The sequence below is a fragment of the Sorlinia euscelidii genome (assembly GCF_036452135.1).
GTDB lineage: Bacteria > Pseudomonadota > Alphaproteobacteria > Acetobacterales > Acetobacteraceae > Sorlinia > Sorlinia euscelidii.
Genome location: NZ_JAWJZZ010000003.1, coordinates 297,723 through 314,382 on the forward strand (window position 1 = coordinate 297,723; position 16,660 = coordinate 314,382).

Annotated in this window: 22 protein-coding genes; 3 read left to right on the plus strand and 19 right to left on the minus strand. The window is 55.2% G+C overall.

What is annotated here, in order from left to right:
* Positions 1-37: 37 nt before the first annotated feature.
* The 3 genes from CGLAMM_RS07055 to CGLAMM_RS07065 all read right to left on the minus strand — a co-directional run bounded on the left by CGLAMM_RS07055 (position 38) and on the right by CGLAMM_RS07065 (position 1,794).
* Positions 38-283: a hypothetical protein gene (locus CGLAMM_RS07055; RefSeq protein WP_394819750.1), complete on the minus strand. Its 246-nt coding sequence runs from the start codon at positions 281-283 to the stop codon at positions 38-40.
* Entirely contained in the window at positions 280-1,116 is an 837-nt protein-coding gene (locus CGLAMM_RS07060; RefSeq protein WP_394819751.1) for a Rha family transcriptional regulator, read from the minus strand. Before CGLAMM_RS07060 ends, CGLAMM_RS07055 begins: the two co-directional genes overlap by 4 nt.
* A gap of 126 nt (positions 1,117-1,242) precedes the next feature.
* Positions 1,243-1,794, minus strand: coding sequence for a BRO-N domain-containing protein (locus CGLAMM_RS07065; protein WP_394819752.1), 552 nt, complete (start codon positions 1,792-1,794; stop codon positions 1,243-1,245).
* A 720-nt stretch (positions 1,795-2,514) separates the two neighbouring features.
* Here CGLAMM_RS07065 and CGLAMM_RS07070 point away from each other — a divergent pair.
* The 3 genes from CGLAMM_RS07070 (at position 2,515) to CGLAMM_RS07080 (ending at position 3,395) form a co-directional block, all read left to right on the plus strand.
* A complete protein-coding gene (locus tag CGLAMM_RS07070; protein WP_394819753.1) occupies positions 2,515-2,823 on the plus strand; it encodes a type II toxin-antitoxin system RelE/ParE family toxin in 309 nt (102 codons plus the stop codon).
* Positions 2,807-3,118, plus strand: a complete 312-nt coding sequence (locus CGLAMM_RS07075; protein WP_418115511.1) for an addiction module antidote protein — start codon at positions 2,807-2,809, stop codon at positions 3,116-3,118. The genes CGLAMM_RS07070 and CGLAMM_RS07075 overlap by 17 nt, the downstream gene beginning before the upstream one ends.
* A 106-nt stretch (positions 3,119-3,224) precedes the next feature.
* Positions 3,225-3,395 (plus strand): helix-turn-helix domain-containing transcriptional regulator, encoded by a 171-nt coding sequence (locus tag CGLAMM_RS07080; RefSeq protein WP_394819755.1) that lies wholly within the window; start codon positions 3,225-3,227, stop codon positions 3,393-3,395.
* Positions 3,396-4,037: 642 nt separating this feature from the next.
* Here CGLAMM_RS07080 and CGLAMM_RS07085 read toward each other — a convergent pair.
* From CGLAMM_RS07085 to CGLAMM_RS07160, 16 genes are all read right to left on the minus strand, one after another.
* Complete coding sequence (locus CGLAMM_RS07085; protein WP_394819756.1) at positions 4,038-4,757, minus strand: hypothetical protein; 720 nt, start codon at positions 4,755-4,757, stop codon at positions 4,038-4,040.
* Positions 4,757-5,050, minus strand: coding sequence for a hypothetical protein (locus tag CGLAMM_RS07090; protein ID WP_394819757.1), 294 nt, complete (start codon positions 5,048-5,050; stop codon positions 4,757-4,759). The genes CGLAMM_RS07085 and CGLAMM_RS07090 overlap by 1 nt, the downstream gene beginning before the upstream one ends.
* A 65-nt stretch (positions 5,051-5,115) precedes the next feature.
* Positions 5,116-5,526, minus strand: coding sequence for a hypothetical protein (locus CGLAMM_RS07095; protein ID WP_394819758.1), 411 nt, complete (start codon positions 5,524-5,526; stop codon positions 5,116-5,118).
* A 39-nt stretch (positions 5,527-5,565) separates the two neighbouring features.
* Positions 5,566-6,816 carry a phage tail tube protein gene (locus CGLAMM_RS07100; protein ID WP_394819759.1) on the minus strand — a complete coding sequence of 417 codons (1,251 nt, stop codon included), beginning with the start codon at positions 6,814-6,816 and terminating at the stop codon, positions 5,566-5,568.
* A 1-nt stretch (position 6,817) separates the two neighbouring features.
* The gene (locus CGLAMM_RS07105; protein ID WP_394819760.1) at positions 6,818-7,255 is read right to left on the minus strand and encodes a hypothetical protein; all 438 of its coding nucleotides are present in this window, start codon (positions 7,253-7,255) and stop codon (positions 6,818-6,820) included.
* Positions 7,256-7,259: 4 nt separating this feature from the next.
* Positions 7,260-7,679 carry a hypothetical protein gene (locus tag CGLAMM_RS07110; RefSeq protein WP_394819761.1) on the minus strand — a complete coding sequence of 140 codons (420 nt, stop codon included), beginning with the start codon at positions 7,677-7,679 and terminating at the stop codon, positions 7,260-7,262.
* Positions 7,676-7,954, minus strand: coding sequence for a hypothetical protein (locus CGLAMM_RS07115; protein WP_418115512.1), 279 nt, complete (start codon positions 7,952-7,954; stop codon positions 7,676-7,678). The genes CGLAMM_RS07110 and CGLAMM_RS07115 overlap by 4 nt, the downstream gene beginning before the upstream one ends.
* Before the next feature lie 47 nt (positions 7,955-8,001).
* Positions 8,002-8,379, minus strand: a complete 378-nt coding sequence (locus tag CGLAMM_RS07120; RefSeq protein WP_394819763.1) for a phage head-tail connector protein — start codon at positions 8,377-8,379, stop codon at positions 8,002-8,004.
* Positions 8,379-9,656 carry a phage major capsid protein gene (locus CGLAMM_RS07125; protein WP_394819764.1) on the minus strand — a complete coding sequence of 426 codons (1,278 nt, stop codon included), beginning with the start codon at positions 9,654-9,656 and terminating at the stop codon, positions 8,379-8,381. Before CGLAMM_RS07125 ends, CGLAMM_RS07120 begins: the two co-directional genes overlap by 1 nt.
* A gap of 67 nt (positions 9,657-9,723) precedes the next feature.
* Positions 9,724-10,371 (minus strand): HK97 family phage prohead protease, encoded by a 648-nt coding sequence (locus CGLAMM_RS07130; protein WP_394819765.1) that lies wholly within the window; start codon positions 10,369-10,371, stop codon positions 9,724-9,726.
* Positions 10,368-11,663, minus strand: coding sequence for a phage portal protein (locus CGLAMM_RS07135; protein ID WP_394819766.1), 1,296 nt, complete (start codon positions 11,661-11,663; stop codon positions 10,368-10,370). Before CGLAMM_RS07135 ends, CGLAMM_RS07130 begins: the two co-directional genes overlap by 4 nt.
* Positions 11,660-13,354: a terminase large subunit gene (locus CGLAMM_RS07140; RefSeq protein WP_394819767.1), complete on the minus strand. Its 1,695-nt coding sequence runs from the start codon at positions 13,352-13,354 to the stop codon at positions 11,660-11,662. Before CGLAMM_RS07140 ends, CGLAMM_RS07135 begins: the two co-directional genes overlap by 4 nt.
* Positions 13,355-13,358: 4 nt before the next feature.
* Positions 13,359-13,913, minus strand: a complete 555-nt coding sequence (locus CGLAMM_RS07145; protein ID WP_394819768.1) for a hypothetical protein — start codon at positions 13,911-13,913, stop codon at positions 13,359-13,361.
* A gap of 84 nt (positions 13,914-13,997) precedes the next feature.
* Complete coding sequence (locus CGLAMM_RS07150) at positions 13,998-14,240, minus strand: HNH endonuclease (RefSeq protein WP_418115557.1); 243 nt, start codon at positions 14,238-14,240, stop codon at positions 13,998-14,000.
* 198 nt (positions 14,241-14,438) lie between these two features.
* On the minus strand, positions 14,439-15,017 hold the full coding sequence (locus CGLAMM_RS07155; protein WP_394819769.1) for a hypothetical protein: 579 nt from the start codon (positions 15,015-15,017) through the stop codon (positions 14,439-14,441).
* Positions 15,018-15,115: 98 nt separating this feature from the next.
* Complete coding sequence (locus CGLAMM_RS07160; protein WP_394819770.1) at positions 15,116-16,249, minus strand: Fic family protein; 1,134 nt, start codon at positions 16,247-16,249, stop codon at positions 15,116-15,118.
* Between the last annotated feature and the right edge of the window lie 411 nt (positions 16,250-16,660).

Genomic DNA, 16,660 nt, shown 5'->3' on the forward strand with positions numbered 1-16,660 from the left:
GGGCTAAGCTGGGTCTGTAGCGGCGCCATCGGGTCGCTTAAGCAGGCGATCCCTCTAAGTCTTCAGAAAGTTTTTCCACCGCGTTGAGGACGGCATCGCCCCGTGAGGCGCACACGATGCTGAAATCCCGCAGGGCGGAGCCGATCATCTGCGCCTCATGCGCCGTCAAGGCGGCATGTTCCAGCCGGTAGCCCACGCAGGCGATGATCTCGGCGAGGCTGGTGATCCCGAGCCCGACCTGGGCCAATGTGGCGCTTGTCTGTTCGAGATTGACACGATTCATTTTGCCAGCCCTCCGAAAACGATTTCCGGTTGGGAGATCTGGAGGGGAGAGGGCGGGCGCAGAACATGGATGACCCGCGCGTACCACCGCAACACGGTCACATTGCCGCCAGAGTGTGCGCGGGAAGTGTCCTCCAACCGTCCATATTGCCTGCCCGCCGCGGTGAGGTGGTAAATGCGATGCCCTTTTTTGTCGTAATAGGAGGTCTGCAAGCCACGGTCCAGCAGAAGCTGATTGATGTGCCGCGCTGAGAGTCTACCAAGCTTTTGACCGATCTGGCTCGGCGTCAGCGTGTGTTCATTTTCCGCGGCGGTCAAATACTCCGTCCCCATCAGCTCAAGCGGGTTCTCACCGCACTTGGCTTTGCAATAGCGCCCTGCACGCAGGACCAACTGACTTCCATTAAACCCGGCGAGTCTCCCGATTTCGATCGCGGTGCGGAAGGTCCGCAGGATTGAGGGACGGCGTGTAGGGGAAACCCGAACGGGAGGTGCTTCGCCGCGTTCATAGGCATCAAAGCGTTCTATGATCTCGATTGTCACCTCGGTAGCTACCCTAGTCTCCGACTTCGCCGTGATGAAGATCGCCTGCTTCTTGTTGAGGTAGTATTCCTCTGATGGGCGGCCGCCTTTGTCGGATGAGGTTTGCGCCACGGTGGCGCAAACCCCCATTTGCTTCAAATCAGCCAAATATCTCTTGATGAGTTTGCGAACGTCTCTGGGGCGATCGAATCCTAGGCGGGTGGCCAAATCGATATCGTGAATACGCAACTCACCATCATGCATGGAGGGAGATATGAAACCTGTGATAGTATCGATCTCAGCCGTGGCCATGAGATAACTCCTCTGGTTGTGGTTAGGTCGGTTGCGGGAGGGCAATCCCCAACCGACCGATACGTATCTACCGTATCTTTCGGTTGAGGTCAAATTTTTGTTGCGTATGTTACGGAAACTACGTATTCACAGGCTATGGAACGTAAGCCCATCCGCTTTGAGATTCGCCTCCAACCAGAATTGTCTGATCAGATTGACAACTGGCGCAGAAACGAATCTGGCTTGCCTAACCGTGCTGAAGCCGCTCGCAGACTTATCGAAGCTGGCCTCAAGGCATTGCAGAACGATGATCCCGAGAACAGTTAGTCGGGACTTCGGCGCATCGGCCATGTAGTCACCGGTTCTTCGGATAGCGGGGCGGACTTCCGCCGTGACCCACTTCTTGAACCGTTTCGCTGCGGGTTTACGCGATGTAAGGATCAGGGAGTAAAGGCCGGACTTGTTGATAACGGTGGTTTCTTGGGGGCCACCAAGGGTGTCCACTAAAGCCGACCTCCTTTCGTCACTGTCTAATCGTTGAGCAGCATCTCGGTAATTTCTTATTCCCAAAACAGCGCAAACGTCTGCGAGAACCCACCAAGGTTCATCAGACCGGTTGAGGACACGCACCTTTGCACCCTCAAAAGAGAATGCGGAGACAGGTAACTCTATGATACACGTGGAGGTAGCTATAGGCATCGGAATACGTCTCCATGCTTGTTGTTAGGGCCGAGAGGAAGTTGGCGCTTCCTTTCGGTCTGCTTTTTTGATAAACAAAAATAATGACGAAGTCAATAAGCGATAATCAGAAAAGAAGAGGCAGGCCAGCAACGGGTTTCGACCCCATGTGGGGTGTGCGTTTCACTGGAAATCAGCGTCGAGCGATTGAGGCTTGGGCTAATAAAAATGCGCTCAACAGAGCCGAGGCCATACGCCGCCTGGTGGAAGCTGGGTTGAAAGTTTCGGCGAAAAAATAATGTAGGTGGATGCCATAGGAGCGGGCAAAAGTTCTCCAATGTCATGTAAATTACACACTTGATGTAAGCCGACGATCTTGCCATCGTCCTCCTATGGAAAACGATAAACTAGATCAGAGATTACAACTTGTGGTTTCAAGACGCTTTCTTGAGCGCGTTGATCAATGGCGGCGCAGACAGACGGAAATCCCTTCAAGGTCAGAAGCAATAAGGGTGCTGGTTCAAAAGGGCGTGGAAGCCGACGAAGTCGAAAATTGATAATCAGATGAGGAGATGTCAGTCCTTTTTAGGGCTGCATCCAACGCGAGGAATTCGTTCGACATAAGGCTGAGGTGAGAAAATTGACTTCCGACCTCGGCGGAGGTGGTCAAGGGTCATCCAGCATCACGATTCTGTTTTTAAATGCATTCCACTCGCCGATCCATTATAGTAGACTCATCTGATGAGAGAGATTAGGCAGACCGAGGCATTTGCAGAATGGCTACACGATCTGAAGGATCGCAAGACTAAACAGGTCGTTTCTCAACGTATCTTGCTCATGGCAGCCGGCTCACTTGGCGACGTAAAGTCGCTTGGAGACGGCCTCTTTGAGGCTCGTATTCACTATGGCCCGGGTTACAGACTTTATTTTGTTCAGCGCGGTCGAACCGTAATTATTCTTCTTTGTGGCGGCTCGAAGCGTAATCAAAAGAGAGACATTAAAAACGCACAATGGATGATTGGAGCATTAGAGAATGAGGAAAATGCATAGCGAGGTGAAAACAACTTCTCTCGACCCTGCTTCCCTTTGTCGGACAGACGAAGAGCAGGAAAACTTTCTCAATGCGGCATGGGAAACCGGAAATCCTAGCGTGATTGCGAACGCTCTTTCCATCATTGCGCGAGCTAGAAAGGGCGGAGTCAACGAATTGGCGAAAGAAACGGATTTGGCACGCTCTACAATCTACAAAGCGTTGTCCAAAGATGGAAACCCACGTCTCAAATCGTTGCTGAGCTTGTTCAGAGATATAGGCATTGAAACCAGCTTCTCTCTGAGAAAATCGTAAAAAATTTGTTTTCCACGTTCTCACTTTCAGTAACTTTTTTCCTAGCGAGATCAGTCGGTGTCATTGAAATCCAAGGAGGGCGCGTCTTGAAAGGGGAGATGGAATTGTGAGTAACGCATCAAAAAAAATGAGCCGGTATGACTCGGCTGATTATCTTGAGAGTGACGAGGATATTGCAGCTTACCTCGACGCGGCTATTGAGGAGCGAGATGATGAGGGGACGTTACTTCTTTCGGCTCTTGCAACAATCGCACGCGCTCGCGGTTTGTCCGCGTAAAGCACTATCTGCCAAGCCGCACTTAATCCTCGCCTTCGATGTCAGCTATGAGGTGGTGAAAAGAGCGTGCATACCAAGTTGAAGGCTTTATAACCATCGCATTCATCTGGATTTCGCTGGATATGCGCCTTTTCGAAAAAGCATGTTTTCCCGTCGAGCATCCTAGTATAATGCCCGTTGATGTTTACAAGGCTACCTGAATTTTCACAGCATGTGGTGATTGTTTCGAAAACGCTGGCGTCTCTAGATCCATTTCTGACCAAAATCCCAATGTGGATTGGTCCCCGAGGCTTGAAGCCAACATTGACGTGTCCGTCTAGGCTCGTTCTTTGCATTCTCACGAACGGATCCATCTCGGTCCAATCAGGGTTCATAAAATAATCTCTCAGCTCAATGTTTTGGCCGAAGAGCTCAGGAGCGGAAATGGTTAGTTGCCCTTGATCAGAGCCAACATATCGAAATGGTATCATTCGTTTACTTTACCATTTTGTGAATATCCTTGTAAATGGAGCAAATGACGCTTTCTACTGATATTTGCAACAATTGAAACAACGATGTTTCGGGCTTAGAAATTGGATGTTGCACGATTCACGAGCGTGCCGACCATGTGACAAAGTCGTTCATGTCAGCAATCAGAGAATCTCAAAACCTCCGCCCCAACACCAGCGCAGGGTAACGCATGGGTTGGCCGGCCTGTCGGTCTTTGCGGCGGGTGCGGTAGGGGCGGTGAAGGCGCGTCCAGCCAGTTTTGCGAGACCACGTGATCCCTGAAGCCACGCCCCTACCCCTCAAAATGTAAGGCAAGTACCCGCCGCGTGCATCCGTCCCGTCGCTTATATCTTTAAATGCGCTCCAAACCGTCACCCCGCCGAAACGGCGTTTCACCGCCCGTGCGACGCGGTCCGTGACTCTTGGCGGGATGCTCACACGCTGGCCCCCGACCTCAATTTTCCGCGCATAAGGCATCGTATTGACGATCCAGACCTCACTGCCATCCGATATGTCATCGATGTTGCCGACATATGGCGTTCCATCAATATAGAGCGTCCAACTCTTCCGATAAGCGCCGCTATGGAGCGGAGAGCACCTTTTCAGCTCCTCCAAACCCCAACGTACGGCGTCGGCAAGCTGCCTGAAGCTGTAAATGATTCGTCCATTTTGAAGATCCACCGCTTCCTCGGGTTTAGACAGGCTCCAATCAACCAACCGATCAAAATGTCGGGAGGCCCGTCCGGAGGCGATCAGGCTGTCGCGATCTGCTCGGCAGTAAGCCGCAATGTCACGTCCGATATCCCCTCTATCGCGCCGATGCGCCGATAAAAGCTGGATATCTTTTTGAAGGGCTGATGAGAGCTTAATCATTAGGATGTTCCGACGCTTTTGTGCTTCTGATCCCAATAAGTCAGCGCGACGCGGTCCATCGCGGTGATGCAGTGATCGAAAAGCCGATATTCAGCTTCGGAAAAGCCATGACACGCCGTCCAGTGCCTCACAATCATCCAAGGTGTCGCACCTGGGCGCGTTGAAATGACGCCGCCGCCCATCGGATGGATGAAGCCAAACGGACATTGCGGCCGATCTGCCCCCAGGCGATGCCACCCATCCCAAATCCAGAGGAAATCCGGCCTCGGATTGACGCGCGGATTATCCGCCATGATCGCTTCCAGGAGCGGGCTTTCCAGATAATCACCCCATTGAAGATGCCAGGAGAGGGCGGCAGTCAGTTTCCCACAGCGTCCGCGCGCTGCGCATCCGCCTTCAATGTGATGGCAGCAGCGGCTTCAAAGCAGAGCGCCAGAAGACGGTTATATTCCGGTCTGGCGAGCAGGGATCTGAATTTATCCACGTCAATCTTGGTTACGCCGTCTTCTTCCGTCAGGCCGTCAACATCCAGCAAGAGGTGCTTGCCCACAAGTTCGGCATTAATGCTGCGCATGACGTTTTGGGGGAGCGTGTCCGTGGTGCAGCGGTGCAGTTCTGCGGCGCGGCGCGTGCGTTTATTGAGGGCGTCAATATAATCATCCGTATAACCGCGGGTCTTGATCCGCACATTCAGGAAATCAAGGCTGTCGAACCAATCGCCATCACTGATGGCGCGCGTATCACGGGTGAGAGTGTTGATCGTGACCATGTTTTTCTCCAATCTTTGAAGGGCGCGTTGCGATGACGGTTAGCCGATCCGACGCACGGCGAGTGTTCCGCCACCAGGATAGGGGTTGCCGGTGAAGGGCAGACGCAGGACCATCGTTTTGTTTTTCTGGTCGATCGGCGCGGTAAAGTTGAAAAGTTGCGCATTCAGCAAGGTGAAGACGTATCCTTTGCCCGCGTCATCAACGATGCTGAACGAGATTTGCACTTTGCGGCCAGATTGCCAGAGATCAATCACCGCGTAATCGCGGAAGTAGACTTCCGCCTCCAGGCTCGCTTTGAACGCGCCGAACTGGATGCCCGCCGCGCCAAGCTTGCCAAGAGCCTGATCCTGCGCGGCGCCATTGCGGGTAAGGGTGAGGTTCACGGATTGAACCATCCCATCATATGACGTGCCATCAATCGAAAAGGATCGGAAACGCGCCGCCTCCATGATGCGCGTCGTGGTGGCGGGCAATACCGAGTCTGTGACCGGTGCGCTTGAGAGGACGAGATTTGCACCGATAAAGTCCATTTGCACCGTCGGCGTCTGCTGCGCCTGAAAGTGGATCTGGATCTGCGAGACCATATTTCCGGTGAAAATTTGATATCGGTCGGCAACTCTTTTTCGGAAGGTGAAGGTTTTACCAACCTTGTGATTGGAAGCGCCCAAAGGGGTGAATTTGAATCCTTCAGGGATAATGACCCGATCCGTCACCGCGCTTGTTGCAAATAATTTCGCATAAATGGCCCGCCCCGCCATGTTGGAGTAAGTGACGATGTCCCGACGCGAATCTGACGGGTCAAGACTGCGATTGATGAAGGGCACATCTATCGAAACATTTTGCGGATTTGTGAGCCGCATCATCCCGGCGACCGGCCAGTCAAGGAGCTTCGGGTTGTCCTCAAACGTTTCGAGGTGGAAAACGCCATTATCCATCCACATTGCCGGGCAATGCGCCGGGTCAGAGCAGACATATTCCATCCCGTCCGCCCACTCCATCCCCATCACCGCGGCGATGAAATCATCGTAAGTGCTGTAAGACAGCAACCCGGAAATAGACCCGCTTACACTGCGTCCGGTGAGGATGGTCTCAGCGTCCTCCGGTATAGCGTTGATCTCATCCGGCGTGGCGGTCATGTCCTGCACTGCCAGAGTTTCGCCGGCGTGACGCAGCCGCATGAAGCCGGTTTTGGGGCTGGTGGCGAAGTTGAGTTCCTGCGCATATTCAATGTGCGTGAGGTTGGTTTGCTCGCCAGCCGCGTAACCCGAGGTGGGTCCCGTGATCGCCATATTATTTCCCCTTCGCGGATGATTTGACGCTTTCAGATCTGACAGCTTCCGGGGGTGTTTCCGGCGGGTCCTCGACGAAAGCGATCAGCCCAATGCGAAAGCCGTAAAGCCGCCCCAGCGACATGGCGATCTGCGCGGCGTCGATCTGGATGGAAACAGGCGTTTGATTGAAGGGCGTGAAATACGCGTTGACGCCATCAATCTGTGCGAGCGCACTATATTTCTTTCCCGTCTCTCCGACGTCAACCGGCTGGGATTGCGGCCAGCCCGTCAATGTCTGATAGGGAAACACCCCGACGCGCCGACCCTCCGGCGCGGCTTCGGCGGCTTCTGCGAGGGCGGCAGAAGTCGATGCCGCTTGGATACCTTTCGCCAACATCTCAAATTTATTGGTTTTTATGCCGGTCTCAAGGAGCGGCACGAAGGTGAATGACGTCATGGCTTTATCCCGTCTGTAAGAGGATTTGAAATCGGTAGGCGATGCCGAGCGGAAATTGCGTCCAGTTGCCAGCGCTTTGCTCAGGCGCATCAAATTGCTGCCCGTCATAAAGGAGGCCTGGCGGCCAGTCAGAGGCCGGGCCGAGAAAGGCGCGGGAGAGTTTCTGTCGCAGCGACAATGCTTCGATCGCGCCTGTGCCGCGCATGACGTGCAGGGTCAGTCCGATGACGCCTTCTTCTTCGTAAAGCGTTTCGCCTACCGCCATTCTGTCCGACGTCGCGGCGGCGATTTCGAAGAAGACGAAGCACTCAAGGCGGCTCAGATCCGCATGTTGCGCGAAGATGTCGAGCACGGGGATGCCATCATTCTTCAAGGCGGCGGCCGCGCGGTCAAAAGCGTCCTGCCAGATGATTGGCGACGTCATGTGCCGCCTGCCGCGATGAGTTTCCACCCCACAATCTGCTGACCGTCATAGACAGGGCAGGCGTCAGTGAGGGTGTATCGGCGGTCCCCATCAAGAATGACGTCGCCTGCGCTGGGTCTGCCGTAAGACGGTGCCCGGGCGAGCTCGTCATGCGTAATCTCAGCGATGAAAGCCTGTCGGGGCATCCCATCCGTTAAAAACGCCGTGGAAACAGGTGCGGCATAGGCCATGATCTTGACCATCGCGCTCTCCGGCGCGGCGTGGCGCAAACTCATGATCCGCCCGCGGCGCCTGATCAACCGTCGCCTTCTTTGGATGCCAATCATGACAAGCCCGGTGCGCGATAGCGATTCAGCATGGCCGTGGCCTCATGCGGAAGGGCACCTTCAAATGGCGCCCATGACGATCCGCCAATGCCTGACTCGCTTTCCGACCGCAGCGCAGGGTCGCCACGCTGAAGATCGAAAAACAAGGCACGCGCAGTGATCAGCGTGGCGCTCCGCACATCATCCGGGATGGTGTCCTCTTCAGCGGTGAGCCAGTCTGCGCGACCGACATAATTACGCACCCGCGCACTCGCATCCCGCAAAAGCATTGCCAAAGCGTCATCATCAGTCTTGTCGGCGCCGCTAATGGCGAGCTGTATACGCAGATCTCCCATGGGCGCGAGGAGATGCGCGCCGGAGCTCGTTTGTGTCATCAGCCTTCTTCCGGATCCTTGCCATCATCGTTTTTCTTTTTCCGGCTGGGATCGAGCGGTGCCTTGACCGATGGCGGCGCGCTTGCGACACGGCCTTTGATAAGGGCTTGTGGACGGTAGACGGCGAGGGCAAGGCGCTCTTCCGCCAGGATCGTCACCATATTTTTGACGAAATTATCCCGGTCTTCCGTCGAGATCGCGACGATGGCCGTTTCACGATCAAAGATCTGCGCAGCGTAGGCAAAGGCGCCGGTGAGGAACGTGCCGGCCTTCATACTGAGACTTTCCGCCACTGGCAGGCCCCAGAGTGTCGGTCCCGCGAGACCGGTTGGGTTGGCGAAAATATACCGGCTGTAATCATCCTTGGTGAGCTCGATCGAAGCCCAGTCGGTCGGATTCAGCACATGCCCCGTTGCGGGATATTGCGCTAAAGTCGCCTGCAGCATGGCAAGGCGCAGGCGGTCAATAATCGTCTCATTTCTGACGGTGACGCCTGCAGGCGCAACATATTCCGTTGCCTGGGTCATTAAACCATGGAGATTCTGGCCCGTGCCATCGCCATTGAGGAGTTGCTCCTCCTCCGCCAGCGCGAGGCCGTAACGCAGGCGGCCATCAATGTAGCTGGTCAGCATCGGTGCGTCGGCGAGGATCTGGCGGGAGGCGGCAACGAAATGCGCAATCGTTTTGACGCCCTGCGTTACCAGTTCAAAGGTGATTTCCGATTGCGGCTTGATCTTGGAAGGGTTTTCCTCAACGGGCGCGGCTTTGATGTCGAAGAGCGTTTCCCGCACATAGTCAATCGCATTGGAAGATGTCGTGCCGGGCATCAGGAGGTCGCGTATGGTTAAAAGCCGGTTCGGCACGGCCTGAACGATATCGGGGCGGCGATCCGCTACCACGAGGCCCGTCGTGCCTGAGCTACCGGTCGAACTTGCTGAGGTAATGGCCTTGACCTCAACGGCGGCGCGTCCACGAAAGCGCTCACCCTCACTCAGAAGGGTTTTGATTTCATCGCTCTCCACGACGATCTGACCCAGGGAGCGCCGCGCGAGACCCTGATCATGCTGCCCACGCCGCGCATTTTTCTGCTCCAGATCCATTACGCGGGTGGAGAGGCTGTGCATTTCTGTCAGGGCTTTATCGGCGCGCTGCTTGGTTTCATCCGAGACTTTGCCCAGATTACCCAATTCCATTTTGGCCGTATCGGCGAAGCGCTTAACCTCATCCGTTGCCGCCTCCAGATCTTTGACGGCCTGTTTGTAATCCTGCTCAGACATGGATGATCCTCATAAAAAAAGGCGCTTAGAGCGCCGTGGTCAGTTGCGGTAAAAAAGGGACAGTCCTTCAGTCTGGAGTTGACTGACGGGCGAGATCAGGCAGGCGGAAATCTTTGAAGGGACGGTATGAGGCGGCCTGCTTCAGTGCCTGGCAGGCCGCGCGTATCTCTTCGATGATCTCGGTTTCATCGTCCGGCGTTCGGAGAAGTCGCCGACGCATTTCCGTGACACGGGCCAGGGCGTTTGATGGGTCATCCACGAGGCTCACCTCATGCAGGTCGATGGCGCTGATCTGGCGGCGCGGGCCGTTCGGATCCTGACACGAGACGAAGCCATTTTTGCGCAATGAGTAACCGATGGATAAGCCGCTCAAAGCACCATCTTTCACAAGGCCGTAGAGCCGCCTTCCATAATCCGTATCCATGCCTGAAAGCCGCCCGCGAAGATGCAGGCCACGGGAGTCTTCGGATGCCTCATGCCATACGCCAACCGGTAGGCCGTCTCCGCCTAATATGCCGTGCATGACATGCATCGGAATCATGCGGCCCTGCGCCTTCCGCTCAGCAAGAGAATCGCGGAAGGCGCCTGGCAGCACCTCATCTCCATGCGCGTCGATATTGCCAAAAACGCTGCCATAGCCTTCGAAACTGCCATCCGGCGCATCCGGCGCGAATTTCATTTCGAAAGGGGCGGTCAGATAGAGATTTTCCGTCATATTTCTGCATCTTCTTTTTGGCTTGAACGGCCTGGCTCGGGAACATGGTTCAACCGGTGGGCGCCCCCAATATCGGTAAGGGGGACCATTTGGGACTGCACCATCAGCACGTCGCCGCCCGCCATCGCCGGGAGATTATCATTTGCGCGCGCTTCATTGGCTGTCATCCAACCATTATTGACGGCGGTTTTCATGTAAGTCGCGCGGGCCGTACTATCACCGCGCAAAAGCGCGTCCACGTTGAAGCGGGCAAAATAGTGATCGCGCTCTGCGGGCGGGAGCAGACACCGTGCAACGGCCTGCTCAATACGTTGCAGCCAAGGCATCAATCCATATTGAAGAAACCAGAGATTCATCTGCTCCAGGCCTGTTCCCCAGGCGGTGGATTTCTCCATGGCGCCGATCATCACAGGTTGCACGCCAAACCACCGGCAAAGCATTGCAACGCCAAGTTGCCGGGTCTGAAGCAGTTGCATGTCTTCAGCGTTCAGCCCAACGCTCTCGATCTTCCAGCCGCCTTCAAGCAAGGGTGTCTTGCCCGCATTGATGGCGCCCGTGTAATCGGAAAGCAATTTCTGCGCCTGCTCCTTCTGCTCACTGGAGAGGTAGGCGGGCGCGGAAATATAGGTTTGCGAAAGCAGCCCATTGCGGAACATGCGGCCTGCGGATTCCTCTGCCGCGATTGCGGCGCCGATTGATTGACGTCCGGCGGTGATCGGGGAAATCCCCATCAGCCCATCGAACGAAAACCCCTTAATGTGGAAGATATCATCCTCCCCGAGGATCAGCGTCTGGCCCTGATAACTGTAAATGTACGTCAGCCCGCCCGTTGAGGCGTTGCGCTGGACACTCATGCGGTCAGGGCGCAGCGGGTTGAGTGCGACGATCTGCCCATCGCCGCGGCGCATCACCTGAGCAAAACCGTTGCCCCAGGCGAGGCAGCACGCCGCCATGCAGGACCAGAATTCGATCGGCGTCATATCCGCATTGGGCGCGCGGGCCAGCACGCGGTAAAGAGGGTGATCCCGTGCAAGGATGGATTGCCCGTCACCTTGCTGCGCGTGAAGCTTAAGAGGCATGGAAGCGATCGTTTCCGAAATCAGCCGGATACATGCCCAGACCGTGTCGAGCTGCAACGCCGCGTCCACCGTCACCACCTGACCCGTGTAACTGGGCCCGCCCGCCAGAAATGCGCCCAGGCGCAGGTCCGTCAGGGAAACGCCGGTGATCGACTGAAAAGCTGCCAAAGTCGCTTTGTAAGCGAGGCTCCGAAGGCGCGCCGTGAAACTCATGCCGCGATAATTCCGGTGGAGAGGAAGTCCTGCATGGAGCCACCAGATGAGAGTTCAGGATGATCCGCCATGCAGGCCGCGGCATCAATCAAAGCCATGAGGGGATCGATTTTCTTGCCGCCTGCCATCTGCTTGGAAATGACCACGTTATTGCCGCGCAACTCCGCCTTGGCATTGCCGACCGCCCAGGCCATGATCGGGCGGGCACCATGGATGAGGGAGCCATCAGCGAGCTTGCGCTCCAGCGACTTGGTCGCGCCATTGAGGTTTGCGTAGCTCTGCGCCACCCCACGAATCATCGCATGAGGGATACCGCCTTTCTCCAGCTCGAAGACGATGTCGGCGACACCGTTCGGGTCCAGCCCGACCAACGCCAATTTGCCCGATTGGAAAATCTCCATCGTGACATCGCAAAGGCCCTTTATGTCGTCGCGACGGTCATCGACCAGGACAAGATCGCCATCCATCTCGAAATCGACATAGCGTGGCGCATCTTCCTTGCGCAGTTCGAGCACCTCCCGCGAGACCCATGATTTCTGCCAATGGAGCCACCGATCGGTTAATTTATCGCGACCCAGGACAGCCATGGAGAGGAAATCGTCATTGCCCCCGCCATCAATGCCGATGACGATCAGGCTGGCGCGTTCCAGCAAGACTGGAAGCGTGAGATCAATTACGCCCTGTTTTTGCCAGTAACGTGCGCCGCTCCATGCCTGGTCATATTGGGCGAGACCCACTTCGACATTAAGGTGCTTGGCCATCCAGGCCGTCAAAACACCTGGCCCCGCCTCCTTTTTCTGCTGATACTGGCTTCTCAGGAAATCTTCGGCAACCGAGGCGCCCAGATTTGGGTTGGCAATATGCCAGAATGCCGGGTCATGATGCTTCTCCGCCTCAATAAGGCGACGGGGGAATTCATAGATGACGGGAAGGAAAGATTGGTTTTCCACCACGCCATCGCGGATTTTGCGCGCGAGATTGAGCTTGGACCGAAAGACGCCGGCAGGGGGCTCGGAAGATTGGGTGGAGAGGTAAATTACAAAACCCTCGGGACGGCTCGCCATGCCGCCTGTTGCTTCCATGAGGAGCGTCTCACCCTGCTTTTTCTTGCCGAACTCCCATAACTCATCGACCAAAATGCCGCCGGCCTTCTTACCAACAACGGTCTGCCCATCCGCGGCAATGACTTTGAGCGTCGCCCCTGTCGTGCCATGTTCAATGATACGCGGATGGCTCTGAACTTTCATGAGGGTGCTCAGCTCTTCCGAGGCTCTAACCATGTCCTCCGCAGGCCGGAAGGCGTTGTCGGCGGCTTCTTTCGTCGGTGCGAGGATGAGGAACTCCGCTGAAGCGCGCCAATTCAGGATCAAGGCGGTGAGCATAATGGCGGAGGCCAGCGTCGATTTGCCGTTCTTCTTCGCGATCAGCATGAAATACTCATTGATCAGGCGCTTGCCAGTCTGTGGGTCGTATGACCCGAACAAGGCGGCGGCGAAATCCATGATCCAGGGACGGCAGATCTCGCCGACTTTCGGCATGCCCGTGACATCGACAAGTTGCAGATTGCGCATGACCTGCAGTGCGCTTTCCGCAACTTCCGGGAAAAGCGGTCTGACCGGGATAATGCTCTCACCGGCAATGATGCGACGCTCCCAATCGGGGCAGGCAGTCCGGTATTGAAGCGCGGCCATGACGCTAATTCATTGTTTTGAGATTGGGGGGCTGGAGCGGTGCGAAAAGCCCGGTTGCGGCAATCTGCGCCGCGCCACGCTTTTTCTGCGCCTTTTTGCCCATTTCCACGCCATCGGTTTTCAGCATGATCGCCGTTTGGGTGAGCGCCTTGAGCGACTGAACCCTTGCGGAGAGACTGATGGCTTTAAGCATGGCGTTGCGCCGCGCTTCATTTTTGTCGTTTTTCGTTTCCTGCGTGATGGCGTTGGCGATTTCGCTCTCATGCGCAGAGACGTCGCCCAACTCTGCGATCATCCGCCGGGTCAGGCCTTTTAGGTCCGGGATGAGATCGGCAGGATTTTCTGCCGTCTTAGTATCGGTGCGCATCGGGTGCGCAGTGCGCACTTTTTGCGTCAAAACTGCGCACCGCCTGCGCACCCACTTTTCCGAAGAGGCACGTTTCCGGATGGCGGCCTCGGAAACGCCGAATTGCTTGGCTAAAGCGCGGTTTGACGCGGTTTCAGCCTCCCACGCGGCTTTGATTTTCCTCCATTTGGACATCGCAATCAGGTCGATCAAAAACGGCGCTTTTTCTGTTCCGGGAAAAATTTTTTGCGCGTGAGACCCTGTGCGGTGACAGCCCCTTCAAACCGCGTCGAGTTTTCACGACCCCCCGCGGGTAGGGGAGGGAGGGTGCGCAACGGCTCGCGCGGCTTTCATCATTGCGGTCTTCTTCGTATGGCAGGATCCGCACAAAAGCTGCACGTTATTGGCGTCAAACGCCGCGCCGCCATCGCGAAGCTCGATAATGTGATCGCCGAAGATACGGCCATCGCTCCGGCCACAGTGCTGACAGCGTCGTCCGCGGATCCTGAAGAGATATCGCATCAGGCTGCGCCATCGCATCGAGTGATAAATCGGGGCCGCTATTTTCTTCGACACCGGCGCGATCGCCGTCGTCCTCGCGGGGATACGGGGCTGTAGGCATTTCACAACAGGATCTCTTCATAGCGAGGAAGGAAGGCCTAGAAACGACAAAAGCCGCCTAAGCGGCGGCTTCGAAGTTCATTTTGGCGGAGTTAACCCATTTTGTTTAAAATTAAATCAAGGACGGGCCGGCGTCAACTCTCTCCCGATGCTCAATTGTCGGTCTCGCTGCTTCGCGCGTTGGCGCTCCTTATAGACCTCATCCAGACGGGTCAGCGTCATGGCGAACTGGGCGGAGACGCGCTTGCGCGCATCGTCCTTTGTGCGTTGCGGCATAATGCGTGCGGCCATTTGGACGAAGGTGAGCTCATCGATCAAACCCCATTCGAGCCGACGATGCGCGTCCGAACCGATGGCGTCGCGAATTTCCGCGAGATGGCACCAGACCTCCGCCTGAGTCATGCGCCACGAGATTTCGTCATGTTTTACGTGGGCGCTTTGCTGGTCGCGGCGGTCAAAGTCCTGGTAGCCGAAGCGAGCAAAAAGGTAATCCCGTCGCCACCGACTCGCTGCGGAATAGGCGTCGTCCGAGATGTCACCAGTTTTGAGCAGGGCATCCAGCATCGTGACCACGCGACGCGGGTGGCCTCGCGTGAAGTCGGATTTCTGGAGGCGCTCGGGAGTAGGGGCATCGAATGGGCGTTGCGCTGCGGAGGGTGGGCGCGAACTGCTCCGGCTTCTTTCAGTTTTGGGCACGGTTTGCCTCTCAAATATGCGGTGCTGTTAGATTATTTGACGCTAAGGTCAAACCGCTGTTAACTTCAAGCAGAGGGTAAAAACGAAACCTCCCTTGTTCATGTCTCCAATATTTCCAATAAAGGTCCGAACGCGTAAAGTGCGGCCCTCCGTCCGGATGGGGCGGCCACGACCCGCAAGATATTCGCGTCGGCCAAGCGTTTAGAGATCACCCGCGCCGTCGCCGCTGGAATTTTAGAGGTTTTGATAAAAGTATTATTATAGAAAAAGGGCTTCGAGAACACGAAATCTAAAACTTGGTCGTGGTATTGCGTCTTCAAGACTTCTCTAAATGCTTTACGCATCAGATTATATAACTCGAAGATGCTATCGACGGTCTTGGTATTGGCTTTAGCTTGTTCTTGCAATGCTTCGAGGAAGAAAATGATCCATCCCTCCCAATCGCCGTCCTTGGACACGGCGCGCATCTTTTCGATATATTCATCTCGGTGGTCTTCGAAGTAGCCCGAGACGTAAAAGTAAGGCTCCTCCAAGACGCCAAGTTTCCACAGCATGAGTGTGATGAGCATGCGTCCTATGCGGCCGTTTCCATCTTGGAACGGGTGCAGGGCTTCGAATTCCACATGAGCAATTGCCGTGCGCAATATAGGGCTTATCGTCGGGTCATTGATATACTTAAACAGTTCGCCCATTGCCGGCACAACGAAGTCGGGCCGGGCGGGCACGAAGGATATTTTGCCGCGTCGTTCAGAACCGATGAAATTTTGCTCCGTTTTGTAGCTCCCGGGGTTTTTCGCTGCTCCGCGTCCGAAGGAAAGTAAATGCTGATGCGCTGTTCGCACCAGATGTTCGTTAAGAGGGGATCCTTGAGAAAGTAAAGCCTGCGCTTCGTTCATGACGCGTGAATAAAGATATGTCTCAATCGTGTCGTTTCGCGCCTCTTTATAAGGGTTCCGGCTTCCAGAGTCTTCGTCTGCTTGAAGGCGGTAGATTTCCCCAATGGTAGCGATTGTTCCCTCCATTCTAGATGATGCAACAGCGTCTTGCGCTCTTAATGGGGCCACTAAAAGGGCCGCATTGACCATCCCTGTCATCTTAGCATCGTATCTTGCCAGAGTCCTCGAAGCCTCTTCCATAGGCCTGAAAAGTTTCTCCCAATCCAAAGAATCAGGAGGAAATCGGCCGTAGTGATATGTCACCGCGTCGGAGAGGTTGGAGGCTTTGTCGCTCATCTGGTAGGATTTCCCATCGTCTAGCTCCGTAAGTGTTAGCGTATATTATATCTAGAAAGTTTGACAACAGATTTGGCCTCAATCTCGTTGTCAAACTCCGTAGACGATGGTGAAGAGATATCTACGAGGTTTGATAACAGGATTAGCTCCAGTTTCGTTGTCAAACTCCGTAGACGATGGTGAAGAGATATCTACGAGGTTTGATAACAGGTTTAGCCTCAATCTCGTTGTCAAACTCCGTAGACGATGGTGAGGAGATATTTACGAAGTTTGATAACAAAGAAAGATCCGATTTGGTCATCAAGATTGATTTGAGCACGACCTTTGAAGTACGTGCTCTCCTCGGTTCGGAGGTTTGAGTATTGTCCGGCATAACTATCGGGTTTCCTTTCATGTCTTAAACTTTGATAA